Consider the following 26989-nt stretch of genomic DNA (forward strand, 5'->3'; position numbering starts at 1 on the left):
TGCCGAGCATGGCTCGGCATTACGGTTTGCCCCCACTCGTTCGCGTAGCGAAGGGAAGGGTTGGGGAGGGGGGAATTTTCAGCTTCTTCGGGCTGTGTCAACGTTGCGGCTTACGCCGCTTCCAGCCGATGCGTCGCTGGTAAAGCCCCTGCCGAGCATGGCTCAGCACTACAGGTGCGTGTTGGCCCATTGCACGATGCTGCTGGCCGGCATCGCCCCGGATTGACGTGCGATCTCGCGGCCGCCCTGGATCAGCACCATCGTCGGAATGCTGCGGATGCCATAGCGGGTGGCGATGGCCGGCTCCGCTTCCGTATCCAGTTTGCCCAAGCGCATACGCGGTTCCAGCTGTACGGCGGCCTTGGCGAATTCGGGGGCCATCTGCCGGCACGGGCCGCACCAGCTGGCCCAGAAATCCACCAGCAGCGGAATCTGTGAGCGGCTGGCGTGTGCTTCGAAAGCCGCTGCGTTCAATGCAACTGGCCCGGCTGCAAACAGTGGCTGGTGGCAGCGGCCGCAGGATGGCGCTTGTGACAGACGCGCAGCCGGGACGCGATTGATCGCATTGCAATGCGGGCAGGCAATCTGCAGCAGATCGGAATGGGTGTCGCTCATCGGGATGACCATCGCACGCTGGACCGGGTAACAGTATGCGCTGTGTTGCTGAACCTGCTGTTGCAGGGCGCGGTCCGCGTTGATCAAGGCGTGTTGCACAGCCCCAGTGCAGCCAGCTCGGCCTTTTGTGCGTCGGGCAGCGCCGTCATCGTTGCGGTGTCGCTGCAAGCGGCACGTACCGCGTCAAGATCGTCCGCGCGCAATAGCGCACCACCTTCGCTTGACGCTGCGCTGTTGCCGGCGTCGGCGGCAGCCGTTGGTTGATGCTTCGGCGCGTGCGCCGGCTGCTTGCGTTTCCCGCCTTGGCCGAGCAGGCGCAGGGTAAACAGTTGCGAGCCACGGGCGATCACGATGTGGTCGCGGGCAATGGCGTGCAGGCGCAGGCCGTTGCCGATCTGCTCGCCTACGTGCAGCGTCTGTGACGCAGCGCCGGCTTGCTGGACTACCGCCAACGAGCGTTCTGCCTGCGGATGCACGAAGGTTGCCAGCAGTCTTGGTGCCTGGGTGGCGCTGGCTGCGTACAGCGGCGGGCGCTGCTCATGCGCATCGGGTTGCGCCATCGCCACGCTGGTGACGCTGTAGCACGCGCCAATGACCAGCTTGGTGATCAGTGGCAATGATGGAATTGATGGCTTCATTTGCATGCGCGAAAGCCCGGGGCGCGGTGGCCCCGGGCGGTTGCTGGTTACTGGATGTTCAAACCACGCAGCACAACCAGGTTGTTGGGGCTGAGCAGCGCCAGCAAGGCGTTGTCATTGGCGCTCAGTCCGGTCCAACGCTGGTTTGCACCACCGCTGCAGGCGTAGGTGATCAACTTGCCGCGGCCTGCGGTCAGGAAGCCGCCAGACAGGTCCAGGCAGCTGCCATTGCGGCCGATCTTCGGCAATGCACTGAGGTCGAACATCTGCGCATCCAGCGTACGATCACACCTGCTCAAGGTCACCGCAGTATTGTTGCCACCGTTGCCGGACAGGCACATGGCCGGGTTGGCCGCGCTGTGGATCGCGCCGCGCAGATCGGCCATCCACAGCTCATTGTCGGCACCGCTGCAGGTGCTGGCATCGGCGATGTAGACCGACAGCTTGCCATCGACCGTCTCGGTCTTCAGGCAGTGCTTGCTGTTGGTGACCAGCATCTGCTGGGCGGCCGGCAACAAGGGTGTCTTGCGCAGACCCAGGGTATCCAGCAGCTTCTTGAGTGCTTCCACTGCAGCGGTGTTGTTGCTGGCCTGCAGGTCGGCGCGGTAGCGGTTCATCCAGCGATTCAGGCGTGTGGCCTTGGTCTCCTGCGCGATGTAGGCATCGCGTACCTGCCGGGCTTCGCTGGACAGGCCGCTGGCGTCGTCACCCCAGCTCGCATACAGCACGTTGCCACGCGCACCGAGGTTGATCAGTGGCTTGCCAGCGGCGGCTGCCAGCAGCGTGTCCAGTTCCGGCAGTTCGACCGCACGCAACGCGCTGTAACCGGCTTCCTTGCCAACGACTACCGGTGCCTTCATCGGCGGCAGATTCTGCGGGAAGCTCATTGTTGCCAGGGTGCTGACCGCTGCGCCGGCGTCCTGGCACTGCAGGCTGGCCTGCTGCGGCTTGTCGGCCTGGGCCAGGTTGATATGCAGCTTGTTGACCGAGCCGTTCTGCAGGACGTTGCCGGCCACGGCGATGCGCTTGCTGCTGCCGCCGTTGAACGTCACCTGCAGCCAGCATTGGCGGCTGCTGGCATTGGCTACCGGTGCCGGCAGGTCGAACACATTGCCCCAGTTGCCGCGGAACGCGGGGTAGAGCAGGGCGTTGCCGGTGCTGGGGTCGTAACCGCCGAGCACCGTGAAGACTGGTGTACCGACCAGGCGTGGCTTCAGGTAGTTGCCATCGGTCGAGTTGAAGAACAGTTCCTTGTTGGTCGGAACCTTGCCGGTCACCGGCTCCATCCTGCGGGTGTCTGCATTCCAGCCCAGGTAACCGGTGGTCGAACTCTGCGCCGGCACCGGTTTGTTCAAACGCGGTTGGATCGCGATCCTGGTGCTGTAGCCGGTGTAGTGCGTGTAACGCGACAGTGCGCTGGAATAGTTGCCGCCGGCCATGGCATCGGTGGCGAAGCTGTAGGTGTCTTCATAGATCGGCATGCCGCTCAAACCGTCGGTCTTGGCCCGGCTCCAATGCAGGTTGCCGCGCATGCGCTTGCGGTAGGAGATGTAGCCCCAGCCGCTGTCGTGGTGGTGGCCGGACAGGAAGTAGTTGTCGCCGGATTGGCCCGGGTAGTGGCCCAGCCCGTAGTGGTGGCCGATCTCGTGACTGAACTCGTTGCCGCTGGTGGAGTACAGCGTGAGCATGCCGTTGCCGCCGCTCAAGCCATGACTCTGCACGCCGTTGCTGTACCTGCCCACGGCATGGTGGGCCACCACGTTCTGGAACCACTGCGGCTGCGACTGCCCGGCCATGCCGGAGGCTGTGGCACCGAAGTTGGCCAGGTTGATGCCGACACTGACCGTGGACTTGCCGGTGTTCTCGCGCATGTCGCCGGAATACACGCCGCCTTCGCCAGCGCTGGCAGTGTCGTAGATGGTGCCGTTGGCGACCATCACCTTGTCCAGCTGCATCGGTTCGTAATAGGCGACGGTGAAACGTGCGGCTGGAATGGTCTGGAAATAATCGGCCGCGCCCTGCTCGGGATGCTTCAGCAGCCAGAACGCATCGCTCTCTGCGGGCGGTGCGGTCAGCATGCCCAGGCGGATGTTGTGCACCACCAGTTCAGCAGGCGCGCCGAACTCGATCTTGTCAGCGGCAAGGCTGCCGCTGCGTGACTTGCTGTCAGTGATGCTCAGGCTCATGCCTGGCTTGACCCAGTCCCACGGCAGCGGCACCGACCAGGCGCGGCGGGAGCAGTTGTAGTCGGGGCGGCCGTCGTTGTTGTTGTAGTCCGAGCGGTACATCGCGTTCGGGTGCAGCAGGTCCAGTGTGCCCTTGACGGCACCGTCGATGGACACGGTGACCTTGACCGAGTCGACGCCCTGCAACGAGGGATCCGGCGTGACCAGCAGCAATGCGGCGCGCTCGGTGGTCAGGCGTGGCATGTTTTTGGCTTCGTTGCCGCTGGGGTCGACGGTGTGGCTTTGCGCGAACTGGACCATTGCCGGCAGGTTGCCGGCCAGATCATTGCGCACTGCCCGGGTGGCACCGCTGGCGTCGATGTCGTAGAAGCCCTTGAGCTCGACTTCGTCATAGGCCGCGCTGGTCGGTTCCGGGTACGGATCGGCCGGGGTGGGTGTGCCGCCGCCGGTGTTGCCGCCGCCATTGCTACCACCACCGCTGCTACCACCACCGCCGCCACATGCAGCCAGCAGGGCGGTGGACAGTGCCAGAACAAGGACGCGCGGATTGAATGCGTTCTTCAAGAATTACTCCCCTTGGTTTTGAAGTACTACAGATTGGTGCGGCTGCAGGCACCGGGGTCCCAACGCCCGGGTGTCATTGCGGCTGCTGGCCGCGTCAGTTGCCGGTGGCCGGCGGACTGACGCGATCGGATGCCGGGTCGGCGTTGAACAGCTGTTCGGCCGACGCAGGCAGCGGGTTGGCGTATTTGCCGCCAGTGCTCGGTGCGCTGCGCAGATCCAGATACTTGCGCGCGCTCATGTCGTTGGCCGCGCTCTGCCCGAGAATCACGCTGGGGCGCAGGAAAACCATCAGGTTGCGTTTGACCCGGGTGTCGCTGGTGGAGCTGAACAAGCGGCCCAGGCCAGGGATGCTGCCGAGCAGCGGCACGCTGGAGCGGGTATGAGTGACGTCGTCCTGGATCAGTCCGCCAAGCACGATCACCTGTCCGTCATTGGCCAGGATGGTGCTCTTGATCGAGCGCTTGTTGGTGATCACGTCGGACAGGGTGATGCCGCTGGGTGTAGGCGCCAGCGAGGAAATTTCCTGTTCGATCTCCAGCCGCAGCGTGCCGCCCTGGTTGATATGCGGCGTCACCTTCAGGGTCACGCCGATGTCCTGGCGCTGGATGGTGGTGAACGGATTGCTGGTGCCATCGCCGGTGGTGGTGTACGAGCCGGTCTGGAATGGCACGTTCTGGCCGACCAGGATTTCCGCTGGCTCGTGGTCCAGGGTCAGCAGGGTGGGCGTGGACAGCAGATTGTTCTTGGAATTGGTCGACAGCGCCGTCACCAGCGCACCGAAGTTGCTGTTGCCGATGCCGAGAATGGCGCCGGACGGCAGCGATGTTGGCGGGGTGCCGGCCGCCAGCGAGCTGAGCAGGGTGCCGATCGACATGCCGGTGTTGTTGAAGTTGACGCCACCCACGCCATTGCTGCGTGAGCCGCCATCCAGTGCCCACTGCACGCCCAGGGCATCCTCGATGTCGCCGGAAATCTCGACGATGGCCGCTTCCACCAATACCTGCGAGCGCGGGATGTCCAGCTGCCGGACGATGTCGCTCAGTACCTGCAGCATCTCGGGTTTGGCGTGGATGACCACTGCATTGAGGCTTTCATCGGCGCGGATCAAGGTGCCGATCTGGGTCTGCTTGTCATCGCCCTCCTGCTTGATGGAATCGCCGATGGCGCCAAGGGTCTGCGCCATCTGCTTGGCATCGCCATGCTGCAGGCGGATCACCTGGGTGGTGGTCGAGCGCGGTGCGTCCACGTCCAGCGAGCGGGCCAGTGCCAGCAGCCGTTCGCGGGCCTGCTCGGGGCCGAAGATCAGCAGGCGGTTGGTGCGGGTATCGGCCAGCACCTTTCTGCTGGTGCCGGCGCTACCGGCGACGCTGGCCTGCAGCAGCTTCTGCAGGCTTTCCACGCTTGCGTAGCGCACCTCGTAGGCACTGTGCGCATGCAGCCTGGGCGCGTCCAGCTGCCGCAGCAAGGCCTCGATGCGGGCGATATTGCCGCGCCTATCACTGATGATCAGCGCATTCGCGGTGGGCACTGCTGCAAGGTGGGCATTGGCCGGTACCAGCGGACGCAGCATGGGCAGCAGATCGGTGACGCTGCCGTTCTGTACGCTCAGTACCCGGGTTTCAATCGCGTCCGGACCACGGCCGCGGCCATCGACAAATACGTGCGCTTCGTCATTTGGCACCACCCGGGTCTGGGTGTCTTCTTCGATCACCGCAAAGCCATGCACGGTCATCACCGATAGGAACAGCCGACGGACCTCCGGCAGCGTCATCGGCTCCTGGGTGGTCACGCTGACATCGCCGACCACCCTTGGATCGACGATCAAGGTGTCGCCGGTGATGTTTGCCACTGCGCCAATGAAGTCACGGATATCTGTGTCCTTCATGTTGATGCTCCATTGCTGGGGAGCATCGGTGGTTGGCGCTGCGCTGAGTGTTGCCGGTGCAAATGCCAGCAAGGACAGCAGCGTCATCCTGCGCAGCAAGCTGCGTGCGGTTGCGTGGATCATTCGACACCACCCACTGTCTGCGGTGTTGCTGGGCCGGGAAAGTCGAGCCGGCCGTTCATGCCATTACGGGTGAACAGCACATGGTCGTGCGCGATCAGCCGCAGCACGACGCCGGGCAGGAACTCGTCACCAACCAACAGGTTCAGCGCGCCCTGGCCCTCGATATTGATCAATGCTTGTGATTGCCGTGGGTCGGCGGCGACGATGCAGCCCTGCAGCTGCACGCCTTGCAGATTGGCTGCGCCCGTGGCCGCAGGATTGCCGAACAGCCGTTGCAGCAGTTGCGGCGACAGTTGAGGAGCGCTCACTGGCATCGTGCTGGCACTGACTGGCGGGCGGCTCATCTGCAGATAGAGCTGACGCGCCTGCCATGCCAGTGCGGCAGCAGCGACAAGTGGGATGGCGATCGCGACGATCTTCGGCAGCAGTTTGGAGGTATCAGACTGGAACATCGTTGTTACGGAATCTCCCTTGGCAAAATCCGCGCGCACAAGGGGGAGCTCGCTGCACTTTTCAGGCAACGTCGCGCTAAAGATCTCTGGTTTTCCCCTGTTTTCGCAGTGTCAGATTCTGCGAAGCCGGTACTCTAGCTGCGTATGTAAGAGAGTGCGATGCGGATACGTACGGAAGTGTGATCGTCATCCGGAAAGCGATGTCGAAGTCACGCCTTTTTGTCCGGAACATGGCATTTTCCGGGCACGTTTTTACAGGGGAAAGTGTGACATCGCTCCGCGCAGCGATATCACCTTGCAGCATTGATGTTTGAAAAGGAGCTCACGGCGTCGCCGGCACCTGCTGGCGGCGTGCCTACATTGCGCCTGCCGTTTGCGTTCGCTCGCCGCCATGGCGTGTTGCTGGATGATGCTGTCCGCCAGATCGTCTGCCGCAGCGATGCCGGCTTGAGCGCGCTGGCTGAAGTGCAGCGCATTGCCGGTTGCGCACTGCCGCAGCAGATCGTTGCCGACGAGGTTTTCGAGCTGGCACTGCAGCAGGCCTACCAGCAGGACTCCGGCACCGCCATGAGCATGGCCGATGAGCTCGGCGACAGCCTGGATCTGGCCAGCCTGGTGGAAGGCATGCCGCAGGTGGAGGATCTGCTGGACCAGCAGGACGATGCGCCAATCATCCGCCTGATCAACGCCTTGCTCGGTGAGGCGTTGGCCGAGCAAGCCTCCGATATCCACATCGAATCATTCGAACGCCGCCTGGTGGTGCGTTTCCGCGTGGATGGCATCCTGCGTGACGTGGTCGAGCCACGGCGCGAACTGGCAGCGCTGCTGGTGTCGCGCATCAAGGTGATGGCGCGGCTGGATATCGCCGAGAAGCGGCTGCCACAGGACGGACGTATCTCGGTGCGGGTGGGTGGACGCGAAGTGGATATCCGTGTGTCCACCCTGCCTGCGGCCAATGGTGAGCGGGTGGTGCTGCGACTGCTGGACAAGCAAACCGGGCAGTTGTCGCTGCAGCACCTGGGCATGCGGATGCGCGATGTCGGGGTGATGCAGGCGATGCTGTGCCGGCCGCACGGCATCGTGCTGGTCACCGGCCCCACCGGCGCCGGCAAGAGCACCACCCTGTATGCCGGCCTGCGCGCCATCAACAACCGCGAGCGCAACATCCTCACCGTTGAAGATCCGATCGAGTACCACCTCGATGGCGTCGGCCAGACCCAGGTCAATGCCCGCATCGACATGACCTTCGCACGCGGCCTGCGCGCCATCCTGCGCCAGGATCCCGATGTGCTGATGGTCGGCGAAATCCGCGACAGCGAAACCGCGCGCATCGCCGTACAGGCCTCGCTTACCGGCCACCTGCTGCTGTCCACCCTGCATACCAACAGCGCGGTTGGTGCGGTCACCCGTCTGCTCGACATGGGGATCGAATCCTTCCTGCTGTCCTCCTCGCTGCTAGGTGTGCTGGCACAACGGCTGGTGCGCAGGCTATGCCCGCAGTGTCGGGCGGCAACGCCGGCGTCCAGCGCCGAGTGCGCGCAGCTGGGTATGGAAGCCTGGCAACGGCCGCTGCTGTTCCGCGCGGTTGGTTGCGATCACTGCAAAGGCCAGGGTTACCGCGGCCGCACCGGCATCTACGAGCTGGTCGAATTTGGTCCCGAGCTGCGCGCGCTGGTGCATGACGGCGCGGGTGAGGCTGAGCTGTTGGAGCAGGCGCGACGACAGGGCCCGTCGATGCTGGACGATGGCCGCGCCAAGGTGCTCGATGGCGTCACCACGCTGGAAGAAGTGCTGCGGGTTGGGCGCGACCTGTGAGTGCCAGTGTCGTAGGGAGTAGGGATTGATGGCGGCGTTCGAGTATCTGGCCTTATCCGCCGATGGCCGTCGTCACAAGGGTGTGGTCGAGGCCGACAGCGCACGCCAGGCACGGCAGCAGCTGCGTGAGCGCAATCTGGCACCGGTGCAGGTGGATCCGGTCGCGGCGCGCGAAGGTACGGCCAGCGGTAGCGGCGGCGGGCGCATCGGTAGCGCCGACCTGGCTCTGCTGACCCGGCAGTTGGCCACCTTGGTGCAGGCCGCTCTGCCGGTTGAAGAAGCCCTGCGCGCGGTCGCCGCACAGACCAGCAAGCCGCGCATACGCGCGACCTTGTTGGCGGTGCGCGGCAGGATTCTGGAAGGGCACGGCCTGGCTGCGGCGCTGGCGGCGTATCCGCGTGCCTTCCCGGGTATCTATCGGAGCATGGTAGCGGCAGGCGAACGTGGCCATCTCGGTGTGGTGCTGGAGCAGCTTGCCGACTACACCGAACAGCGCCAGCAGTCACGGCAGCGGATCCAGCTGGCCTTGTTGTATCCGTTGATCCTGCTGGTGGTGGCTGGGTTGATCGTCAGCTTTCTGCTGGGCTACGTAGTGCCGGATGTGATCGATGTCTTCGTCGATTCCGGCCAGGCGCTGCCTTTGCTGACCCGTGCGCTGGTGGCCAGCAGTAACGCGCTCAGCCAGTGGGGGCCGTGGCTGCTGCCGGTGCTGGCCGTTGCCGGTGTGCTGGTGTGGCGTGGGTTGCAGCAGCCGACCAGGCGTCTGCGCTGTGATAGGGCGTTGCTGCAGCTGCCGTTGTTCGGCCTGCTGCTGCGCGACCTGGACAGTGCGCGCTTTGCCTCCACGCTGGCAATCCTGGTGCGCAGCGGCGTGCCTTTGGTGGATGCGCTGCGTATCGCCGCACAGGTGGTTGGCAATCAGTGCATCAAGGCCGGTCTGCTGCACGCCGAAGTCGTTGTGCGCGAGGGCGGCAGCCTGACCCGCGCGCTGGAACAGCACACGCCACTGCCGCCGATGCTGCTGCACATGGTTGCCGCAGGTGAGAAATCCGGTGTGCTGGAGGCGATGCTGGCGCGCGCCGCACGCAACCAGGAAACCGATCTGGCCGCACGCATCGCCTTGCTGATCGGCTTGTTCGAGCCCTTGATGCTGGTGCTGATGGGGGCGGTGGTGTTGTTGATCGTGCTGGCCATCCTGCTGCCGATCATGTCCTTGAACCAACTAGTGGGTTGAAACAGCAATGAACGTATCGGCAAGACAGCAGGCCGGCTTCACCTTGATAGAAATCATGGTGGTCGTGGTGATCATCGGCATTCTTGCCGCGCTGGTGGTGCCCAAGGTGATGGGACGGCCTGAGCAGGCCAAGGTCACCGTCGCCCGTGGCGATCTCAAGGCGATCGCCTCGGCACTGGAAATGTATCGGCTGGACAACCGCCGCTATCCGGATACCCAGCAGGGCCTGGAAGCATTGGTGCAGCGCCCGCCCAGTGGTGCCGACAACTGGAATCCCGAGGGCTACCTCGGGCGCCTGCCGGTTGATCCCTGGGGCAAACCCTATCTGTACCTGGCACCTGGCAGCAAGGGCGCCTATGACCTGTGGAGCTACGGTGCCGATGGTCGCGAAGGCGGCGATGCATTGGACACCGACCTGGACAGCAGGGATATCTGAGCGTGCGGCATGCGCGCGGCTACACCCTGGTGGAAGTACTGGTGGTGATGGTGATCATTGGCGTGCTGGCCGGAGCGGTGGGCTTATCCGGGGCGGCGCGTGGCGATGGCTATGTGCTGCGCGAGGAGGCCGAGCGCTTTGCTGCGGTGCTGCGCGTGCTAGCCGATGAGGCTGTGCAGGACAATCGCGAGTACGGCGTGCGTATCAGTGCGCAGGGCTACGAGTTGCGTGCCTATGACGCCTTCGATGGGCGCTGGCGTGTGCAGTCGGACTGGTCATCGAGACAGCTGCCGCCGACCATGCAGCTGACGTTGAGTGTGGAAGGTGCGCCGGTTGTCCTCACGGATGCCGGCGTCGATGCACAGCCGCCACAGATCGTGCTGTCGTCTTCGGCGCAATCGACACCCTTCAGCGCAACCATGACTGCCACTGACAAGCACGGTCTTGCCTACCGGATCACCGCGGACGGCTTCAGTGACCCGCAGGTACAACTGGTGTCGCAGCAATGAAGCAGGCGCGTGGATTCACCCTGCTGGAAGTGATGGTGGCACTGGCTGTGTTGGCCGTGGTTGCGGCGATGGTGCATGTCACCCTGCAGCGCCATGTGCACAATGCGCGCCTGCTGGAGAACCGTGCATTGGCCGGCTGGCTCGCCGATACCACCCTGGCCGAGCTGCAGCTGCAGGGGGCGGCGGCACCGGGCAGCAGTGATGTCGTCGTCGAACAGGGCAGTCGGCGCTGGCGGGTACGGTGCGAGATACAGGCCACCGCCGAGCCGCAGCTGCGGCTGGTGCAGCTGCGGGTGACGGATGCGGACAACGAGGATGGTGGTGTCAGCCTGACCGGTTTCGTCGGGGTGGGGCGGTGAAGCAGCGCGCAGATGCTGGTTTTACCCTGCTGGAAGTGCTGGTTGCGGTGGCGATCTTTGCCCTGATCGGCATTGCCAGCCATCGTCTGCTGGTGTCAGCGATACGCGTGGATTCGCAGACCCGCGAGCAGGAGCAGCAACTGCGGCAACTGCTGCGGGCGATGACCAGCCTGGAACGCGATGTCGAGCAGGCCGTCGCGCGCCCGGTACTGGCCAATGACGGTAGCGATGAGCCTGCATTCTGGAGCGATCCCGACGGGCAGGGCCTGCACTGGACGCGTGCTGGCTGGAGCAATCCGCAGGGCGCGCCGCGCGCACAGCTGCAGCGGGTGCACTGGCGGCACGACGGTTCGGATCTCCTGCGCGAGTACTGGCCGGTGCTCGATCGTGGCGACGACACCGCAGCCCAGCGGCAACACGTCCTGCAGAACGTCATCGCCCTGCAATGGCGCTATCTGGATCGGCAGGGCCTATGGCGCACGCAATGGCAGGGCACGGAGGCGCAGCCATTGCCGCGCGCACTGGAAGTACGCATTGAACACGCCCGTTTCGGTGCGTTGCGAAGGGTGCTGTTGCTGCCCGCAGGTGCCACCGGGAGTCAGTCGCCATGAAGCGGGCGCAGCAAGGCATCGCGCTGATCACGGTGTTGCTGGTGGTTGCGCTGGCGGCCACCGTGTGTGCGGCACTGGTCACCCGTCAGCAGCTGTCGATACGCGCCAGTGCCAATCAACTGCATGCGCGTCAGGCCTGGCACTACGCGCGAGGTGGCGAGCAGCTGGCCAGCGCCATGTTGACGGCGGATCTGCGCGAAAGTGCGGGCATCGATCATCGCGGCGAGCCCTGGGCGCAAGGCCTGCCGGTGTATCCAGTGGACGGTGGTCAGCTGAGTGTGTCGATCGACGATCTGTCCGGCCGCTTCAATCTCAACAGTGTTGTGCAGAACGGCGCACTGGATTCCGCTGCATTTGCACGCCTGCAGCGCCTGCTGGTGCTGTTGCGGATGGATCCGCAGCTGGCCTGGCAACTGGTGGCCTGGCTGGCCCCGTCGTTGGCGCCGGATGCGATCCGTCTTTCCAGCGACCGCGAGTACCAGCGCCGTCAGCCGGCGTATCGGCCAGCGCGCCGCGCCCTGCAGGATGTCAGTGAGCTGCGCTTGCTGGCCGGCGTCGACGACGCGGCTTACCAGCGCCTGCTGCCGCATGTCAGCGCGCTACCGGCAACGGCTGCGCTCAATCTCAATACCGCCGATCCGCTGCTATTGGCGAGTCTCGCCGATGGGCTCGGCCTTGCCGATGGCCAACGCTTGGTTGCCGCTCGCGCTGGCAATGGTTTTGCCAGTGTCGATGAGGTGCTGGCGCAGCCGGTGCTGCAGCGGCGGCTGGTGGCACGCAGCGGCTTGGCGGTGCGTAGCAACTGGTTCCTCGCCAGTACTGAAGTCGTCATCGGCGAACGCCGCCTGCGTCTGCTCAGCACCTTGCACCGCGATGCGGGCAGCGTGCAGGTAGTTGCCCGGCAGTTGGCTCCCCCTGCATTTCCCGAGAAAGATCGATGAAGCCACAACCGCCATTGCCGTGTCTGTTCCTGCCTGCATGGTGCAGCGCGAGCCTGCAGGATGATCTGCAGGTCAGCTGGAGCGATGGCCAGCAGGCCGCGCAGCTGCCCTTGCGTGAGGCGTTGGCAACACTCAAGGGCCGCACGATCGCCTTGATCGTGCCGGTTGAGCACGTCGCCAGCTGTGCAGTCAGCCTGCCCGCAGGCAGCAGGCACTGGCAGTTGAAAGCCTTGCCCTATGCGCTGGAGCCGCTGCTGGCCGAAGAGGTGGAGCGAATGCATCTGGTCCTGGGCGAACGCCTGCACGATGGTCAGCATCGGGTGGTGGCCATCAAGCGCACGCTGCTGGAGACCTGGTTGCGTTACCTGCGCGAGAACGGTGTGCGGGTAAGCGCAATCCATGTGGATGCGGACCTGCTGCCGAACGAGCCTGCCAGCTTGTATTGGGACAGTGAGCGTTGTCTTTTGGCCGTTGCCAATGGGCTGCGGCTCGCGCTGACGCCAGCGCAGCTACGTGCAGTGCTGGAGCGGCTGCCAGCAACCTGCAAGGTATTCCACGCCCTCGATGACAAACCGGTGTTGCCGGCCGGGGCGAAAGTCGAACTGCAGATGTTCGACGGCACGCAGCCGACGTGGATGGCCGGGCAGTGTTCGCATGCATTGAATCTGGCGCAGGGAGAATTTGCTGCCGCCTCAAGCCTGCGCCTGCATCACTGGAAGCCAGTGGCATGGGCGCTGGCGGCTGTACTGCTGGCGCAGCTTGCATTCGATGGTGCACAGGCGTGGTTGTTGAACCAGCAGGCAGCCGCTTATCGGCAAGCCAACGAAGCCATCTACAAGGGTTTGTTTCCGCAGGAGCGGCGTATCGTCGATCTGAAAGCGCAGTTCGACCAGCATTTGCGCCTAGGCAATTCCTCCACCCAGTTGCAGAATTTGCTGGCGGCGGTTGCCGAGGTCATGCCGGCTACGACGGAGGTGCAGCTGCGACGGATGCACTATCACGCCGGGCAGGGCGAGTTGCTGCTGCAACTGCAGGGCGAACAGTCTGCGTTGCACGGGCTGCAGCAAGGGCTGCAGTCCATGCCGCTGCGGGTGAAGGCGACGCGCTTGGATGAAGGTGGCCTGCAATTGAGTGTTGGAGAAACGCAATGAGTGCGCCTGTTTCAAACACGCCAGGAATGCAGGTCATGCGCGATTGGCTCGCCGCGCGCTGGCGCATGTTGGCTCCGCGCGATCGCGCCGCATTGCAGCTGTTGTTGGCGGTTGCGATTGTGCTGGCATTCTGGTTTGGTGCATGGTTGCCCACCCGCGAAGCACTGCGACAGGCACGCAGCAATGTGACTACGGAGCAGCAACTGCAGACCCACCTGCGTGCCAATGCACCACGTTTGATTGCAGCAACGCAGCGCACTGCTGCGCCAAACCCGGAGCAGCTGCCCGCGCTGTTGACAGCAACGGCGGACAAACATGGGCTGGCAATCAGTGCGGTGCAGCAGGCGGATCAGCGCATAAAACTTGCCTTGAGTGGCGCGCCAGCTGATGTGATGCTCTGGTTGCAGACGCTGCAGAGTTTGGGCGTTTCCGTGGATGAGCTGACACTGGCACAGCAGCCCGATGCAAGCTGGAATGGCGAGGTGTTGTTGCTCGTCTCGCGAAGCTGAACGTGACGACCGCAGGGTCTGTTGCCGCTGAAACTGTCGCATCACACAAAAAACCATGTTATCAATGCTCCCCATGAACGCAGCCCGCGCCAGCTTTTATTTTTGGTATTACTTTCCCAAGCCGCTGGCGGAGGAAGGACTGCGCTTACCCTGAAGAAACTTTCAGATGCATTCCCGAAAAGCCGCCAGCGAACCTGGCGGCTTTTTTCATGCCGCCACGCTGGGGCCAAACCATTCACTAGCTTTGAACTGGAGACCCCCCATGCCCCCCCATACCGACGATCTGCGCATCCGCAAACTTGAACCCCTGACCTCGCCGGCGCAGCTGTTGGCATTGCTGCCCTGTGATGAAGACGCCTCGCAGACCGTGGCCGACGCACGCGCCTCGCTGCACCGCATCCTGCACGGCCAGGACGACCGCCTGGCCGTCGTGGTCGGCCCGTGTTCGATTCATGACCCGGTGGCGGCGATGGAGTACGCCCAGCGCCTGCGTCCGCTGCGTGATGCGCTGGCCGGCGAGCTTGAGATCGTGATGCGCGTGTACTTCGAGAAGCCGCGCACCACGGTGGGCTGGAAGGGCCTGATCAACGACCCGGACCTGGACGGCAGCTTCAACATCAACAAGGGCCTGCGCGTGGCGCGCGGCCTGTTGCGTGACATCAACCGCCTCGGTTTGCCGGCCGGCGTGGAGTTTCTCGACGTGATCTCGCCGCAGTACATCGCCGACCTGGTGGCCTGGGGCGCGATTGGTGCGCGTACCACCGAAAGTCAGGTGCACCGCGAGCTGGCTTCGGGCCTGTCGTGCCCGGTCGGCTTCAAGAACGGCACCACCGGTGATGTGAAGATCGCCGCCGATGCGGTCGGCGCGGCCTCGCACCCGCACCACTTCCTGTCTGTGACCAAGGAAGGCGGCACCGCCATCGTGGCCACCCGCGGCAACCCGGATTGCCATGTGATCCTGCGCGGCGGCAAGACCCCGAACTACGACGCCGCCAGCGTGCAGGCCGCCAGCGACGTGCTGGCCAAGTCGCAGCTGCCGGCGCGGCTGATGATCGATGCCAGCCACGCCAACAGCAACAAGAAGCCGGAAAACCAGCCCAAGGTCATCGATGACATTGCTACCCAGCTGGAAGCCGGTGAGCAGCGCATTGTCGGGGTGATGATCGAAAGCCACCTGGTTGCCGGTCGCCAGGACCTGGTCGAAGGCCAGCCGCTGGTTTACGGCCAGAGCATCACCGATGGCTGCATCGATTGGGACAGTACCGTGCAGGTGCTGGAGCGTCTGGCCGATGCGGTGCGGGCCCGTCGTCGCGCCCAGCTGGAAGCGGCCGCCTGAGGATTCCGTGACAGTTTCACTGGCGCACATCGGGCTGCCCGCGTAATTTACCCGGCGGGAGGCGGTAGGCCTCCCGCCTGCTGTGAAGACAGGGGAGCACCGTCTCCGGCAGGAAGGCTATGAATCAACGCTCCATGGAGAAGGAACTGATGCGTACCCGTATGTGCACCGTGGCATTGGCTTTGATGCTGGTCCCGTCGCTGGCGCTGGCCAAGAAGGAAGTCGTGGATTCGGGCAGTGGCTGCCTGCAGAATCTGTCGGTGGCCGGCGGCTTCACCAGCGGCAAGCAGTTCCTGGCCTCGACCGACCATGAAGGTGTCAGCTACGCCGACGCATTCGCCAAGACCGTGGCGGCGATCGAAGCCGAAGGCATGGTTGGTATTTACCCGAACGAGACCACTGGCTATATCGCTGCCGAAAACCCGGTCCGCGGTGGTGGTGGTTCAACCGTTCCGCTGCGCACCACCGTGCGTCGCCAGCCTGATGGCAGTGTCCGCGTCGAAGTGCGTTTCAGCATCAAGGGCGGGCAGATGACCTCCAACAAGGCGGTTGGCGAAGGCCTGTGCAAGATTGCTGACGCAGCCAGCCTGTAAGACGAGGCAGGCTCAAGTGAAGGGGCTGTGGTTTCTGTATCTGCTGGAATGCCGTGATGGCAGCTACTACGCGGGTATCAGTACCGATGTGCAGGCCCGTTTCCTGGTCCATGCTGCCGGCAAGGGTGCGCGCTATACCCGCTCGCACCCGCCGCTGCGGATACTGGCCAGCCGCGCCTATGCTGATCGCTCGGCCGCATCACGCGCCGAGTGGCAGATCAAGCAGCTGCCGCGTGAGCGCAAGCTGGCCTGGCTGGAACGGACAGAGGATTGAGGTAGAGTCGTACCTGTAGCCGCGGCAGTTAGCGGCTTCCAACGTCCGGTCATCCGGGCAACAGCCACGCATGCAGCGGCGGTAGCAGGGCGGCAGCGTGCCGGCATCATCCTCAAGTGGGGTATTGCAATGGCAGGTTGGTATGAGTTGGACAAGAGCAGCGACGGTCAGTACTACTTCGTGCTCAAGGCAGGCAACGCCGAGGTCATCCTGACCAGCGAGCGTTACACCGGTCGTGCTGGTGCAGAGAACGGCATCGCCTCGGTGCAGAAGAACAGCCCGGATGAAGCGAACTACGAGCGCAAGACCGCCAGTGACGGTCGCTACCATTTCAACCTGAAAGCGGCCAACCATCAGGTTATCGGCAGCAGCCAGCTGTACGCATCGCAAGCCGCGCGCGAAGCAGGCATCACCAGCGTCAAGGGCAATGGCCCCAGCACCACGATCAAGGACAAGACCGCGTAGCGGTGTGGTTGCTGTTGTGTTGAAAAAAACCCCGGCTTGCCCGGGGTTTTTCAATTGTAGTGCCGAGCCATGCTCGGGAATGCGCTTTAAGCCCCTCTCCCGTTCGCGGGGTGAGAAGGGCTGCTTGCGAACCAAAGGTTCGCAGCCATTCGAACGACCTTGCGCCAGCGCAAGGGCCGGGGCGCGGAGCGGGGGTTGGGGTGAGGGCGGCTTTTCGCTGGTAGAGCCTCTGCCGAGCATGGCTCGGCACTACAGGGCTGGCCTTAGGCCTTCATGCTGCCGGTATCGATATAGCGCTGATGCCAGGACAGGGCTTCCGGCAACAGGTGCGGCGTGTGCTTGCCGTAGCTGTCGCGGCAGGCGCGGTCGAAGTAATCGTTGAGCTGGTCGCGGTAATCCGGGTGCGCGCAGTTGTCGATCACCTGACGCGCACGTGCACGCGGCGGCAGGCCGCGCAGATCGGCCAGGCCCTGCTCGGTGACGATGATCGAGACATCGTGCTCGGTGTGATCCACATGGCTGACCATCGGCACGATCGCCGAGATCGAACCGCCCTTGGCCATCGACGGGCTCAGGAAGGTGGACAGGAAGCCGTTGCGGGTGAAGTCGCCGGAACCGCCGATGCCGTTCATGATGCGGCTACCCATTACATGGGTGGAATTGACGTTGCCGTACAGGTCGACCTCGATCATGCCGTTCATGCCGATGCAGCCGAGACGGCGTACCAGTTCCGGATGGTTGGAGATCTCCTGCGTGCGCATGATGATGCGCTCGCGGTAGAACTTGATGTTGCGCTTGAACTCTTCGTTCGCCTCCGGGCTCAACGCGAAGCCGGTGCATGAGGCGTACTCGAGCACGCCGGACTTGAGCAGATCCAGCATGCCGTCCTGGATCACCTCGGTGAACGAGGTGAGCCCGCGCAGGCCGCTTTCAGCAAGACCCGCCAGCACCGCATTCGGGATATTGCCCACACCCGACTGCAACGGCAGCAGGTTGGCCGGCAGGCGGCCCTTGGCCACTTCGTGCTTGAGGAACTCGATCAGGTAGCCGGCAATCTGGCGGCTGTCTTCATCAATCGGCTTGAACGGGCTGTTGCGGTCCGGCCCATTGGTGCGCACCACCGCCACGATCTTGTCCGGGTCCACGCTGAGCGTGGCCTGGCCGATGCGGTCGTTGGCGTGGATCAGCGGGATCGGCTTGCGGTGCGGCGGCAACGCGGTGCCGTAGTAGATGTCGTGCATGCCCTCGATGTCGGCGGGCTGCCACTCGTTGACCTCGATGATCACCTTCTTGGCCAGGTCCAGCCAGGTCTTGTTGTTGCCGACCGAGGTGGAGGGCACCAGCGAACCGTCTTCGCGGATCGCCGAGACCTCGATCACCGCGGTATCGATATCACCATAGAAGCCAAACCACACATGCTGGGCAACGTGGGAAAGATGGATGTCGATGTAGTCCAGCGTGCCTTCGTTGATGCGCTTGCGTGCATCCGGGTCGGTCTGGAACGGCATGCGCATGGCGATGGCATCGGCCTTGGCCAACGCGCCGTCCAGCTCCGGTGCGGTCGACGCGCCGGTCATCAGCTTGATCTTGAACGGCTGGCCGGCGGCGTGCACCTCTTCAATGCGCTGCGCCAGTGCCAGCGGCACCGCCTTGGGATAGCCGGAACCGGTGAAGCCACTCATGGCCACGGTTTCGCCGGGCTGGATGAAGGCCGCGGCTTGTTCGGCGGAAACGATGCGGTCGCGCAGGCGCGGGTCCAAGATGCGTTCGACAGACATGACGACTACGGTTTGTTGGGGGGATACCCGATTATCGCCCTTCGGCGTGAACAGGGGGGTTGGACCTTGGTGGAATGGTCATTACGGATTTGCTGCTCTTGTACTCCCCGGTATTGTTTTGCAGTGCAGCGTGCAAGTTGTTTGCGCACCCGGCAGGATCGCCCTGCATCCCGACGTGGGGGAGGGAGCAAGGCCCGCTGACAGTTCGCTGTCAGCGGGCTTTTTTATTGCCTGATCGCCGGAGATGGCGACTTCTGGGCCGCAGATGCCAGAATCGCGGCATGAACCAAATCGCCCCCGCAGCACCTGAACCTGTTCAACCGGTAATCGAACGTGCCTTGGCCCGGCTCAAACTGGCCGCTCCCGATCCGGCGCAATGGCCGTCATCAGAGGCCTTCGAGGCTGGTTTGCGGCAGCTGGCGGTTACCAGCGATTTCGCCATCGATACCCTGTGCCGGCAGCCGGAGCTGCTGCAGTTGCTGGCTCAGGCCGATCCAGCCCTCGTGCCGCTGCCCGTGCTCGACCCGCTGCAACCCACTGCCTGGCCGACCCAGCTGCGCCGCTACCGCGCTGCGGCTTCGACGCGGCTGATCTGGCGTGATCTGCTCGAGCTCGACGATGTCGATGCCACCCTGGCTGGCGCCACCCGCCTGGCCGAGGAATGCCTGCAGCTGGGCCTGGAGGCGCTGGAGCAGGAGTTCGCCAGCCGTCATGGGGTGGTCCGTGACGCCGATGGCAGCGCGCAGCGGCTGGTGGTATTCGGGCTGGGCAAGCTCGGCGGCGGCGAGCTGAATTTCTCTTCCGATATCGATCTGGTCTACGCCTACCCGCATAACGGCGAGTCCGATGGCACACGCCCACTGGCCGCCGAAGAATATTTCGCGCGGCTCGGCCAGCGCTTGGCGCGGCTGCTGGACGAAACCACCGCCGAAGGCTTCAGCCACCGCGTCGATCTGCGCCTGCGCCCATTCGGCACCGCTGGTCGCGTTGCCCTGTCGTTCGCCGGCATGGATCAATACTTCCAGCGCGAAGGCCGCGATTGGGAGCGCTACGCCTGGATCAAGGCGCGCGCGGTTGCCGGCGACATCGCCGCTGGCGAGGCCTGGCTGGAGACGCTGCGGCCCTTCGTCTACCGCCGTTACCTGGATTTCACCGCGCTCGATGGCCTGCGTGAGATGAAGGCGGCGATCACCGCCGAGGTCGCGCGCAAGGACCGGCTGGACGACATCAAACGCGGCCCGGGCGGCATCCGCGAGATCGAGTTCCTCGCCCAGGCATTGCAGCTGATCCGTGGCGGCCGCGAACCGGCGCTGCGCGAGCGGCGTCTGCTGCCTGCGCTGCGCGCGCTGGTTGAAGGCGGGCAGATGGCAGCCAGCGATGGCGATGACCTGATCCAGGCCTATCGCTTCCTGCGCCGCGTCGAGAACCGCCTGCAGATGCTGCGTGACGCGCAGACGCACTGCCTGCCCAACGACCCGCTGGATCGCAGCCGCGTCGCGCTCGGCCTCGGCTATGCCGATTGGGATGCCTTGCTTGCAGCCCTGAACGAGCAGCGCGAACGCGTCAGCGTTGAATTCGGTGCATTGCTTGCCCCGCGCCAGGGCCAGGCGGCGCCGGATGTGTTGTCCAGCTATTGGCGGGTGCTGCCCGGCGGCGGCAGTGCCGAGGTGCTGGCCGAAGCCGGCTTCGCCGATGCCAACGGCGCCGATCAATCGCTGCGTGAGTTCGCCCAGTCGCTGGGGGTGAAGTCGCTGTCTGACAGCGCGCGCGCGCGCCTGGACCGGGTGCTGCCGGCGCTGCTTCATGCGGCCACCCGCTCGCCGCAGCCCGATGCCGCGTTGCGCCGTGTGCTCGGCCTGCTGCAGGCCATCCTGCGTCGCACCAGCTATCTGGCCCTGCTGGACGAGCAACCCAGCGCGCTGACCCGGTTGGTCAATGTGCTGGCACGCAGCGCGTTGTTGTCCGAACGGCTGGTTGCCTTCCCGCTGCTGCTGGATGAGTTGCTGGATACCCGCGTCGCCGGGCCGATGCCGGAGGCACAGGAGATGCAGGAAGCCTGCGCGAGCGCCTTGCAGATCGATGACCCGGAAGCAGCGCTGCGCGCGCTCAACGAAGTACGGCTCGCACTGAGCTTCCGCATGGCCTTGGCCTTCCACGATGGCCGTCAGCGCGCGGTGGACTGCACGCAGCAACTGGCGCAGTTGGCCGATGCGGTGGTGGTGACCGTGCTGCAGATGGCACATGCCGACATGCTGCAGGCGCATGGTGAAGTGCCGGACGGACGCTTTGCGATCATCGGTTACGGCAGCCTCGGCGGCGTTGAGCTGGGCTTCGGTTCGGATCTGGACCTGGTGTTCCTGTACGACAGCCCGGCTGGCAGCGACGGTAGCAATGGTCCGCGTCCCCTGGACAGCGGCCGCTGGTTTGCCCGTCTTGCGCAGAAGGTGATGGCCTTGCTCGGTGCGGTGACCGCCGCCGGCCGCCTGTACGACATCGATGTGCGCCTGCGCCCGGACGGCGGCAAGGGCGCGCTGGTGTCGTCGCTGGCCAGCTATACCGAATACCAGCGCGAACGCGCCTGGACCTGGGAGCACCAGGCGCTGGTACGCGCACGCGGCGTGGCCGGTGATGCATCGCTGCTGTCCGACTTCGAACAGGTACGCGTCGATACCTTGAGCCGTACGCGTGAGCGCGAGACCCTGTTCGGTGATGTGCTGAAGATGCGTGCACGCATGCGTGCAGAACTGGACCGCAGTGATGCCGGGCGGCTGGACTTGAAGCAGGGCGCAGGCGGCCTGGTCGATCTGGAGTTCGTGCTGCAGACCGGCGTGCTGTCGCAGGCTCAGCACGACCGTGCGCTGTGTGCGCCCAGGGATACCCCGTTGTTGATTTCAGTGTTGGCAGCAGCAGGGTGGTTGCCAGACGACACCGCGCTGGCTTTGCATGATGCGCATGCAACGCTGCTTGATGCGGGCTTGAGCTGCACCCTGGACCGACGTCCGCGGATTGCCATCCCGACGCCCGAGATCGAAGCGGCGTGTGCGGCGATCAGCGCCGCAGCAATCGCGCAGGGCCTGCCGTTCGAACCGGGCAAGCGCGCGGAGTGATGGTGAAGAGCAGCCCGGTTTGGTACCGGGCTGCTGTGCTCAGCGGGTATTGCCGCGCAGCGGCGCCATTTTCCACAGCAGGGCGCGGAACGGTGCCAACAGGCACACGCCGATGGCCAGCTTCACCGCCAGATCGCCTGCGGCCCAGCTGAGCCACGGCAACTGCGAGCCGGCAAAGGCAATCGACCAGAAGATCGCCGTATCCACGGTGGCGCTGCAGGTGGTGGCCACCATTGGTGCACGCCACCAGTTGCCCGCACGCAGTCGGTCGAACACGGTGATGTCCAGCAACTGCGCGACGATGAAGGCCGAGCAGGACGCCACCGCGATCCGCGGCGTGGCGATCCACACCGACAACACCACCGCCACCGCGAAGCCGGCCCAGGCCACACGGCGTGCCGCCTGTGGGCCGAAGCGACGATTGATCAGGTTGCTGACCAGAAACGCGATCGGGTAGCTGAAGGCGCCCCAGGTGAGCCAGTCGTTGATCGGGTACTGCACCAGTACATTCGAGCCCAGCACCACGGCACCCATCGCCAGCACGGCCAGCAGGAGTGAGGTGGGGGTAAGCGGGGCGAAGCGGATGGACGGATGTGAGGACATGAACGGGCACTGGCAGCGCCGGTGGGCACTGCATCGATAGAAGGAGGAGGGGCCGTGCCGGGAAAGGCAGGTCGGCGCCTATTGTAGCTGGTGTGGTCGAGGCGGATGTCAATGCGGCAGGAGTGCATACAGCCTGCGATCCAGAGAACCAGAGCCCCTCTCCCGCACGGCGGGAGAGGGGTTGGGGTGAGGGCAGCTTTTGCTTGTGCGGTTGGTTTTGCTTGGGTTTGAGCTTCAAGAGATCAACGCGAAACCCAAAGCCAAAGCCAAAGCCAAAGCCAAAGCCAAAGCGCCCTCATCCGCCCTTCGGGCACCTTCTCCCGCAAGCAGGAGAAGGGATGCTTCAGACATTTCTACGATCTGGAGCCTTCAAGCACTACAGCCCCAAAGCTCAGCGCCCTCAAAGCTTCCCGCTATGACTCACCGACGCCGCTTCAATCGCCGGCACAAAGGTCAGCACGGCGCCATCTTCCGCCCGCACCATCCAACCCGCACCCTGCGGGCTCGGTGTAAACGCCACGGTCTGCCCGAGCACGAAGTTCCCGGCCGGATTGTCCTCGCGCTGCGGCCAATGCAGCGAGGCGGTATTGGCTGCATCCAGTGGATCGGCCAGCGCAATGCTGCGGCCGCCGTCGGCGTCCTGGGTGATCGCTTCGACTTTCATGTCTGGCAGCGGGCCGGCACTGACGCGACGGGCCTGGCGCTCACCGGAACGCGACGAAGCCGCGGAGGACTTGTCCGCCGCCGATGCCACCAGCAGCAACGGTGCGGACACCAGCATCGACGCACCAACCGAGGTCATCAGGGTGCTGACCTCTGAACGATTCAAGCCATCGCCGGCATGGGCGGGCGCAATCACCAACATGGCGCTGATGGCTGCGACGCAGGCCAGCGGGGTAAACGTGGATTTCATAAGGCGTTCCTTAAGTACAGCGAATCAGTAATCAAAGCGTGTGGGTGCGGCTCTCATCCACCGCCTCGATGGTCGGCACGAATGCCAACGCAGCGCCTTGCGGGCTGCGCAGCATCCAGCCCGCGCCGTGGGGGCTCGGCTGAAAGGCGATTTTTTCGCCCACGGTGAAACCTGCAGCCGGGTCATCCTCGCGCTTTGGCCATTGCAGGGTGGCGCGGTTCTCGACGTTGGCAGGGTCTTCCAGGGTGACGCGACGGCCGCCATCGGCAGCGGTCTCCACCGATTTCACTTCCAGATCCGGCAGAGGTCCGGCGCTGATGCGGCGCTTTTCCTCGCGGCGCTCGCTGGACTCCTTGGACATGTCGGCCGCGCCGCGCACGCCAGCGGCCGACAGGAAGATCGGCCCGGATACCACCATCACCACGCTGGAACCGGTTATCAGCACCGAGGCCTGCGAGCCATTGATTTCACCGGCGTGGGCCGCGCCTGATGTGAGTCCTGATCCCAGGCTGGCGGCGATGGCAAAGGCGAGGACGCCGCTTTTGAACAGATGCTTCATGGGGTGGCTTCCAGTTGCTGCATGGGGGGCTGCATGGTGTTGCCGGTCACCGTCGGCACGGGTGTTTGATGGGCAATGGCAAGTTCCCGTTCCAGCGCACCGCTGCGGTGCAGGAAGTCGAACACTGATTCCACTGTCACCACCGAGTAGTTGCCGGAGATGCGTTCACTGGCCGGGTGGTCGGTGACTGCCACGTTGTCGGCAAGGAAGCGCGCGCCAAGACGCTTGCCGATGCCGATATGCAGGCGCGAAGGCGTATAGCCCTTCTGCTTGAGCCAGGCCAGGGTGGTGTCGCGGTTGTCCAGTGCAGTGTCACCGGCAGCTTGTGCCATTGCCGCGGCGGTCACTTCCAGGATCCACTGGTTGGAGTTCTGGTATTCGCTGCTGCCGGGGTAGGCCAGCATGCTGTAGCGCGGCTCGTGCAGCGCACGTGCCCGTGGCGCAGCGCCGCTGAGCAGGGCTTTCAGTGCCGCGCGGACTTCCTGCGTGGGAATGCCAACGCGCAGATCCGTGGTGATCGAGCTCTCGCCGACCAGGTTGACCAGGCCCTCGCGGTACAGGTCCGAGCTGTCACTCTTGCAGCGGTTGAGCAGGTGCACCGCGTCCCAGCTGCCGCTGTCGTTGCGGACCAGGAAGGCCAGGTGGCTGTGGCGCAGGCCGTACTTGCTCAGGTCCTGGCCGCCGCGTGCAGCGATAGCCACATCCACGCCGGGCATGGCATCGAGCGTATCGGCGGTGACCGCGGCCATGTCGAACATGGCGGCAATCGTGGTCGGCGGCGGATAGCGTGGGCTGCAGGCCGGTTGCGCGAATGCCGGGGCGGCGAGGGTGGCCATACTCAGTGAGAGAGCCAGCAATAGTGTGGTGCGAGGTTTCATCGGCGCGCATCCTTGCATGGTGCTTGGGAAATATTCGTTAGGAGCTGGCACAGGTGCGGCGAGGCCTGCGGTTGTCTTTCGTTCAAGGCTGCTTCCATTGCGCATGCAGCAGGCCGGAAACCGCGAAACAGGCCGGCGCATCCTTGTTGGACAGCACGATCACCGTCTCGCCGGTTGCCGGGTAATGGCGCACGTCGGTGCAGACACCGTCCGTGCTGCCGCCATGGCCCCAGCGGAAGTCGCGGGTCGGCACGTCCTTGCCGTAGCCGGTGGCAAAAAAGCCCAGTCCCATGAACTCGCGCTGGGTCTGGGTGGCTTGTTCAAACAGTGCTGCTGGCAGCAGCTTGCCGGCATTCAAGGCCTGCACGAAGCGGAACATGTCACGCGCGCTGCCCACTTCGCCGCCCGCGGGCAGGCCGCGTTCGGGTTGGGTGGCGCAGTTGCGCACGCGCTTGCCATCCACGTCCACATAGGCCCGTGCGAGATCAGCGGCGGGGTCGTTGCAATCCACGAAGCCGGTATGTTGCATGCCCGCTGGTTGCAGCACGTGCTGGCGGATGTAGCTCTCGAAGTCCTGCCCGGAGAGGACTTCCAGCATCCGCCCCAATACCAGGTAGCCAAAGTTGCCGTACTTCTGTGCGCTGCCGGGCGCGAACTCCGGAGCGCGCCCGGCATGCAGCGCGACCATTTCCTGCAGGTTTCGCAGGCGCGCGCGATCGGCACTGTGCTCGGCACCAAACAGTTCATCGATATCCCCCGCACCGGCGCTGTGCGTCAGCAACTGGCGCACGCTCACCTCATTGGCGAACTGGCGGTTGGGATAGTCCTTGAGCACCTCGCCGACCTTGCTGTCCAGGCCGAGGCGACCGGCGGCGATCTGCTGCAGGATCGCCACGCTGGTGAACATCTTGCCGGCCGAGGCCAGGTTGAAGCGGTCGGTCACCTGCAGCGGTGCTTCCTGCTGCTCATCGCGCGCGCCATAGGCTTTCTCGAACACAACCTCATCGCCGCTGGCGATCAACACCGTGCCCGAGAACTGTCCGGCGGCCTGCAGCCCCAACGCAAAGCCATCCAGCTGGGCCAGCGCTTCAGCGCTGGGCGTCTGCGCGGCAGCGGCAATCCAAGGCAACGCAACGAGCAGCAACGGGGCAAGACGCAGCAGGTCAGGCGTGGCAGCTGGATGCTTCAGTGGTTTGCGCATAGTCGGGCCCAGGCTGGGAATGGCCAGAACATAACATCGCCCATTACTGCCGGCAGTCGGCAAGCCGGGCCTTGGCAGCGGATAATGGGTGTATGTCGCCTACCAAATCCCCTGTGCGTGCCATCGTCTGGATGCTGGCCGCCGTCGCTTTCTTCTCCTGCATGGACGCCGGCATGAAGATGTTGTCCAGCAGCTATCCCACGTTGCAGGTCACCATGCTGCGTGGCGCCGCCTCGCTGCCGTTTGTCCTTGTCTGGGTGCTTGCCACGGCAGGGCCGCGCTCGATGATCCCGGTACGTTGGGGCCTGCACCTGCTGCGCGGCGTGCTCGGCATGGTGATGATCGGCTGCTTCGTCTATGCGCTGCGCACTTTGTCGCTGTCCACCGCCTACACGATCTACTTCGTCGCGCCCTTGTTGGTGGCGGCACTGTCGGTGCCCTTGCTGGGTGAGCATGTGGGCCCGCGCCGTTGGGTCGCCATCGGCATCGGCCTGATTGGCGTGCTGGTGGTGCTGCGCCCGGGCGTGGATGGTTTCATCTCGTTCCCGGGCCTGATGGTGCTGCTGGCGGCGACGGCCTATGCGATTGCTGCAGTGACGGTCAGCCTGCTGACGCGTACGGATACGCCGCAATCAATGGTGGTGTGGTTCCTGCTGATCATGGCCATTGGCGCCGGCCTGCTGGCCTGGCCGCAGTGGCAGCCGCTGCAGTGGAAGCACGCCGCGCTGATTGCCGGCATGGGCCTGGCCGGGGCGTTGGGCCAGATCGCGCTGACCCGCGCGTTCCAGCTGGGTCAGGCCTCGATGATCGCACCGCTGGAGTACACCGGCCTGGTCTGGGTGATCGGCTGGGACGTGCTGCTCTGGCAGAAGCTGCCCGACCGCTGGACCTGGATCGGCGCCAGCATCATCGTCGCCAGCGGCCTCTACCTGCTGCACCGTGAACGCGTTCAGCGAGCGCAACGGCCGGATCAGATTGATCATCCCTGAAAGCCGACCCCTCCCCAGCCCTCCCCTTGGCTTCGCCAAAGGGAGGGGGCGTAGTGCCGAGCCATGCTCGGCAGGGGCTTCACCGGCAGACTCAAGTTGCGTCAGCCGCGAAGCTGACGATGCCAGATGAACAGCCATTACCGCGATCTGGTGGTTTATCTGCTTCACGGCTGACGCCGCTCCCACAAACAGAACTACCCCCAGCACAGCCCCGACCGGTTTCACTTAGAACCAAAAGGAATAAGATTCCGGTTTGCGGCACGCG

General features: G+C 64.5%; 26 protein-coding genes. 15 read left to right on the top strand and 11 right to left on the bottom strand.

The genetic code is table 11. The features are described from left to right. Positions 1-168: 168 nt before the first annotated feature. The 5 genes from trxC to ACVOK8_RS01670 all read right to left on the bottom strand — a co-directional run bounded on the left by trxC (position 169) and on the right by ACVOK8_RS01670 (position 6463). Positions 169-615 (bottom strand): thioredoxin TrxC, encoded by a 447-nt coding sequence (trxC, locus tag ACVOK8_RS01650; RefSeq protein WP_481565275.1) that lies wholly within the window; start codon positions 613-615, stop codon positions 169-171. A gap of 83 nt (positions 616-698) precedes the next feature. After that, positions 699-1253: a type II secretion system protein N gene (locus tag ACVOK8_RS01655; protein WP_481565276.1), complete on the bottom strand. Its 555-nt coding sequence runs from the start codon at positions 1251-1253 to the stop codon at positions 699-701. Between the two features lie 47 nt (positions 1254-1300). After that, positions 1301-4003 (bottom strand): M66 family metalloprotease, encoded by a 2703-nt coding sequence (locus ACVOK8_RS01660; protein WP_481565277.1) that lies wholly within the window; start codon positions 4001-4003, stop codon positions 1301-1303. A gap of 94 nt (positions 4004-4097) precedes the next feature. Further along, entirely contained in the window at positions 4098-6011 is a 1914-nt protein-coding gene (gene gspD / locus ACVOK8_RS01665; RefSeq protein ID WP_481565278.1) for a type II secretion system secretin GspD, read from the bottom strand. Continuing rightward, positions 6008-6463 carry a type II secretion system protein N gene (locus tag ACVOK8_RS01670; RefSeq protein ID WP_481565279.1) on the bottom strand — a complete coding sequence of 152 codons (456 nt, stop codon included), beginning with the start codon at positions 6461-6463 and terminating at the stop codon, positions 6008-6010. Before ACVOK8_RS01670 ends, gspD begins: the two co-directional genes overlap by 4 nt. Before the next feature lie 306 nt (positions 6464-6769). Here ACVOK8_RS01670 and gspE point away from each other — a divergent pair, with 306 nt between their 5' ends. From gspE to ACVOK8_RS01735, 13 genes are all read left to right on the top strand, one after another. Next, complete coding sequence (gspE, locus tag ACVOK8_RS01675) at positions 6770-8278, top strand: type II secretion system ATPase GspE (protein ID WP_481565280.1); 1509 nt, start codon at positions 6770-6772, stop codon at positions 8276-8278. A gap of 28 nt (positions 8279-8306) precedes the next feature. After that, positions 8307-9512, top strand: coding sequence for a type II secretion system inner membrane protein GspF (gene gspF / locus ACVOK8_RS01680; protein WP_481565281.1), 1206 nt, complete (start codon positions 8307-8309; stop codon positions 9510-9512). A 7-nt stretch (positions 9513-9519) separates the two neighbouring features. Beyond that, a complete protein-coding gene (gene gspG, locus ACVOK8_RS01685) occupies positions 9520-9948 on the top strand; it encodes a type II secretion system major pseudopilin GspG (protein ID WP_481516645.1) in 429 nt (142 codons plus the stop codon). A 2-nt stretch (positions 9949-9950) separates the two neighbouring features. Next, entirely contained in the window at positions 9951-10457 is a 507-nt protein-coding gene (gene gspH, locus ACVOK8_RS01690; RefSeq protein WP_481565282.1) for a type II secretion system minor pseudopilin GspH, read from the top strand. Next, entirely contained in the window at positions 10454-10816 is a 363-nt protein-coding gene (gene gspI / locus ACVOK8_RS01695) for a type II secretion system minor pseudopilin GspI (protein ID WP_481565283.1), read from the top strand. Before gspH ends, gspI begins: the two co-directional genes overlap by 4 nt. Further along, positions 10813-11427 carry a type II secretion system minor pseudopilin GspJ gene (gene gspJ, locus ACVOK8_RS01700; RefSeq protein WP_481565284.1) on the top strand — a complete coding sequence of 205 codons (615 nt, stop codon included), beginning with the start codon at positions 10813-10815 and terminating at the stop codon, positions 11425-11427. The genes gspI and gspJ overlap by 4 nt, the downstream gene beginning before the upstream one ends. Next, positions 11424-12368, top strand: coding sequence for a type II secretion system minor pseudopilin GspK (gene gspK / locus ACVOK8_RS01705; protein WP_481565285.1), 945 nt, complete (start codon positions 11424-11426; stop codon positions 12366-12368). The genes gspJ and gspK overlap by 4 nt, the downstream gene beginning before the upstream one ends. Then, a complete protein-coding gene (gspL, locus tag ACVOK8_RS01710) occupies positions 12365-13519 on the top strand; it encodes a type II secretion system protein GspL (protein WP_481565286.1) in 1155 nt (384 codons plus the stop codon). Before gspK ends, gspL begins: the two co-directional genes overlap by 4 nt. 35 nt (positions 13520-13554) lie before the next feature. After that, positions 13555-14028 (top strand): type II secretion system protein GspM, encoded by a 474-nt coding sequence (gspM, locus tag ACVOK8_RS01715; protein WP_481565288.1) that lies wholly within the window; start codon positions 13555-13557, stop codon positions 14026-14028. Positions 14029-14290: 262 nt separating this feature from the next. Then, positions 14291-15364: a 3-deoxy-7-phosphoheptulonate synthase gene (locus ACVOK8_RS01720; protein ID WP_481565289.1), complete on the top strand. Its 1074-nt coding sequence runs from the start codon at positions 14291-14293 to the stop codon at positions 15362-15364. Between the two features lie 149 nt (positions 15365-15513). Next, on the top strand, positions 15514-15957 hold the full coding sequence (locus tag ACVOK8_RS01725) for a hypothetical protein (protein WP_481565290.1): 444 nt from the start codon (positions 15514-15516) through the stop codon (positions 15955-15957). A gap of 16 nt (positions 15958-15973) precedes the next feature. Next, positions 15974-16231: a GIY-YIG nuclease family protein gene (locus ACVOK8_RS01730; protein WP_481565291.1), complete on the top strand. Its 258-nt coding sequence runs from the start codon at positions 15974-15976 to the stop codon at positions 16229-16231. A 129-nt stretch (positions 16232-16360) separates the two neighbouring features. Further along, entirely contained in the window at positions 16361-16696 is a 336-nt protein-coding gene (locus tag ACVOK8_RS01735) for a YegP family protein (RefSeq protein ID WP_481535920.1), read from the top strand. Positions 16697-16959: 263 nt separating this feature from the next. On the opposite strand, the gene ACVOK8_RS01740 is transcribed toward ACVOK8_RS01735, so the two are convergent. Beyond that, entirely contained in the window at positions 16960-18474 is a 1515-nt protein-coding gene (locus ACVOK8_RS01740; RefSeq protein ID WP_481565292.1) for an acetyl-CoA hydrolase/transferase family protein, read from the bottom strand. A gap of 281 nt (positions 18475-18755) precedes the next feature. Between ACVOK8_RS01740 and glnE the strand changes: the two genes are divergently transcribed. Then, on the top strand, positions 18756-21581 hold the full coding sequence (glnE, locus tag ACVOK8_RS01745) for a bifunctional [glutamate--ammonia ligase]-adenylyl-L-tyrosine phosphorylase/[glutamate--ammonia-ligase] adenylyltransferase (RefSeq protein ID WP_481565293.1): 2826 nt from the start codon (positions 18756-18758) through the stop codon (positions 21579-21581). Between the two features lie 39 nt (positions 21582-21620). Here the strand turns inward: glnE and ACVOK8_RS01750 are convergent, their stop codons facing one another. From ACVOK8_RS01750 to ACVOK8_RS01770, 5 genes are all read right to left on the bottom strand, one after another. Next, complete coding sequence (locus ACVOK8_RS01750) at positions 21621-22184, bottom strand: queuosine precursor transporter (RefSeq protein WP_481565294.1); 564 nt, start codon at positions 22182-22184, stop codon at positions 21621-21623. A 400-nt stretch (positions 22185-22584) separates the two neighbouring features. Further along, a complete protein-coding gene (locus ACVOK8_RS01755; protein WP_481565295.1) occupies positions 22585-23097 on the bottom strand; it encodes a hypothetical protein in 513 nt (170 codons plus the stop codon). A gap of 31 nt (positions 23098-23128) precedes the next feature. Next, a complete protein-coding gene (locus ACVOK8_RS01760; RefSeq protein WP_481565296.1) occupies positions 23129-23656 on the bottom strand; it encodes a hypothetical protein in 528 nt (175 codons plus the stop codon). Beyond that, on the bottom strand, positions 23653-24534 hold the full coding sequence (locus tag ACVOK8_RS01765) for a DUF2145 domain-containing protein (RefSeq protein WP_481565297.1): 882 nt from the start codon (positions 24532-24534) through the stop codon (positions 23653-23655). Before ACVOK8_RS01765 ends, ACVOK8_RS01760 begins: the two co-directional genes overlap by 4 nt. An 82-nt stretch (positions 24535-24616) precedes the next feature. Beyond that, entirely contained in the window at positions 24617-25735 is a 1119-nt protein-coding gene (locus ACVOK8_RS01770) for a serine hydrolase domain-containing protein (protein WP_481565298.1), read from the bottom strand. Positions 25736-25827: 92 nt separating this feature from the next. On the opposite strand from ACVOK8_RS01770, the gene ACVOK8_RS01775 reads away from it, so the two are divergent. Continuing rightward, positions 25828-26724 carry a DMT family transporter gene (locus tag ACVOK8_RS01775; protein WP_481537682.1) on the top strand — a complete coding sequence of 299 codons (897 nt, stop codon included), beginning with the start codon at positions 25828-25830 and terminating at the stop codon, positions 26722-26724. The last annotated feature ends 265 nt before the right edge of the window (positions 26725-26989 follow it).

This window comes from Stenotrophomonas sp. STEN083 (assembly GCF_056759195.1).

Excerpts from the sequence above, each read along its gene's own strand:
- trxC (WP_481565275.1), bottom strand. The coding sequence starts at position 615 with ATGAGCGACACCCATTCCGATCTGCTGCAGATTGCCTGCCCGCATTGC.
- ACVOK8_RS01655 (WP_481565276.1), bottom strand. The coding sequence starts at position 1,253 with ATGAAGCCATCAATTCCATCATTGCCACTGATCACCAAGCTGGTCATT.
- gspD (WP_481565278.1), bottom strand. The coding sequence starts at position 6,011 with ATGATCCACGCAACCGCACGCAGCTTGCTGCGCAGGATGACGCTGCTG.
- ACVOK8_RS01670 (WP_481565279.1), bottom strand. The coding sequence starts at position 6,463 with ATGTTCCAGTCTGATACCTCCAAACTGCTGCCGAAGATCGTCGCGATC.
- gspE (WP_481565280.1), top strand. The coding sequence starts at position 6,770 with ATGTTTGAAAAGGAGCTCACGGCGTCGCCGGCACCTGCTGGCGGCGTG.
- gspF (WP_481565281.1), top strand. The coding sequence starts at position 8,307 with ATGGCGGCGTTCGAGTATCTGGCCTTATCCGCCGATGGCCGTCGTCAC.
- gspG (WP_481516645.1), top strand. The coding sequence starts at position 9,520 with ATGAACGTATCGGCAAGACAGCAGGCCGGCTTCACCTTGATAGAAATC.
- gspI (WP_481565283.1), top strand. The coding sequence starts at position 10,454 with ATGAAGCAGGCGCGTGGATTCACCCTGCTGGAAGTGATGGTGGCACTG.
- gspK (WP_481565285.1), top strand. The coding sequence starts at position 11,424 with ATGAAGCGGGCGCAGCAAGGCATCGCGCTGATCACGGTGTTGCTGGTG.
- gspL (WP_481565286.1), top strand. The coding sequence starts at position 12,365 with ATGAAGCCACAACCGCCATTGCCGTGTCTGTTCCTGCCTGCATGGTGC.
- gspM (WP_481565288.1), top strand. The coding sequence starts at position 13,555 with ATGCGCGATTGGCTCGCCGCGCGCTGGCGCATGTTGGCTCCGCGCGAT.
- ACVOK8_RS01720 (WP_481565289.1), top strand. The coding sequence starts at position 14,291 with ATGCCCCCCCATACCGACGATCTGCGCATCCGCAAACTTGAACCCCTG.
- ACVOK8_RS01725 (WP_481565290.1), top strand. The coding sequence starts at position 15,514 with ATGCGTACCCGTATGTGCACCGTGGCATTGGCTTTGATGCTGGTCCCG.
- ACVOK8_RS01735 (WP_481535920.1), top strand. The coding sequence starts at position 16,361 with ATGGCAGGTTGGTATGAGTTGGACAAGAGCAGCGACGGTCAGTACTAC.
- ACVOK8_RS01740 (WP_481565292.1), bottom strand. The coding sequence starts at position 18,474 with ATGTCTGTCGAACGCATCTTGGACCCGCGCCTGCGCGACCGCATCGTT.
- glnE (WP_481565293.1), top strand. The coding sequence starts at position 18,756 with ATGAACCAAATCGCCCCCGCAGCACCTGAACCTGTTCAACCGGTAATC.
- ACVOK8_RS01750 (WP_481565294.1), bottom strand. The coding sequence starts at position 22,184 with ATGTCCTCACATCCGTCCATCCGCTTCGCCCCGCTTACCCCCACCTCA.
- ACVOK8_RS01755 (WP_481565295.1), bottom strand. The coding sequence starts at position 23,097 with ATGAAATCCACGTTTACCCCGCTGGCCTGCGTCGCAGCCATCAGCGCC.
- ACVOK8_RS01760 (WP_481565296.1), bottom strand. The coding sequence starts at position 23,656 with ATGAAGCATCTGTTCAAAAGCGGCGTCCTCGCCTTTGCCATCGCCGCC.
- ACVOK8_RS01765 (WP_481565297.1), bottom strand. The coding sequence starts at position 24,534 with ATGAAACCTCGCACCACACTATTGCTGGCTCTCTCACTGAGTATGGCC.
- ACVOK8_RS01770 (WP_481565298.1), bottom strand. The coding sequence starts at position 25,735 with ATGCGCAAACCACTGAAGCATCCAGCTGCCACGCCTGACCTGCTGCGT.
- ACVOK8_RS01775 (WP_481537682.1), top strand. The coding sequence starts at position 25,828 with ATGTCGCCTACCAAATCCCCTGTGCGTGCCATCGTCTGGATGCTGGCC.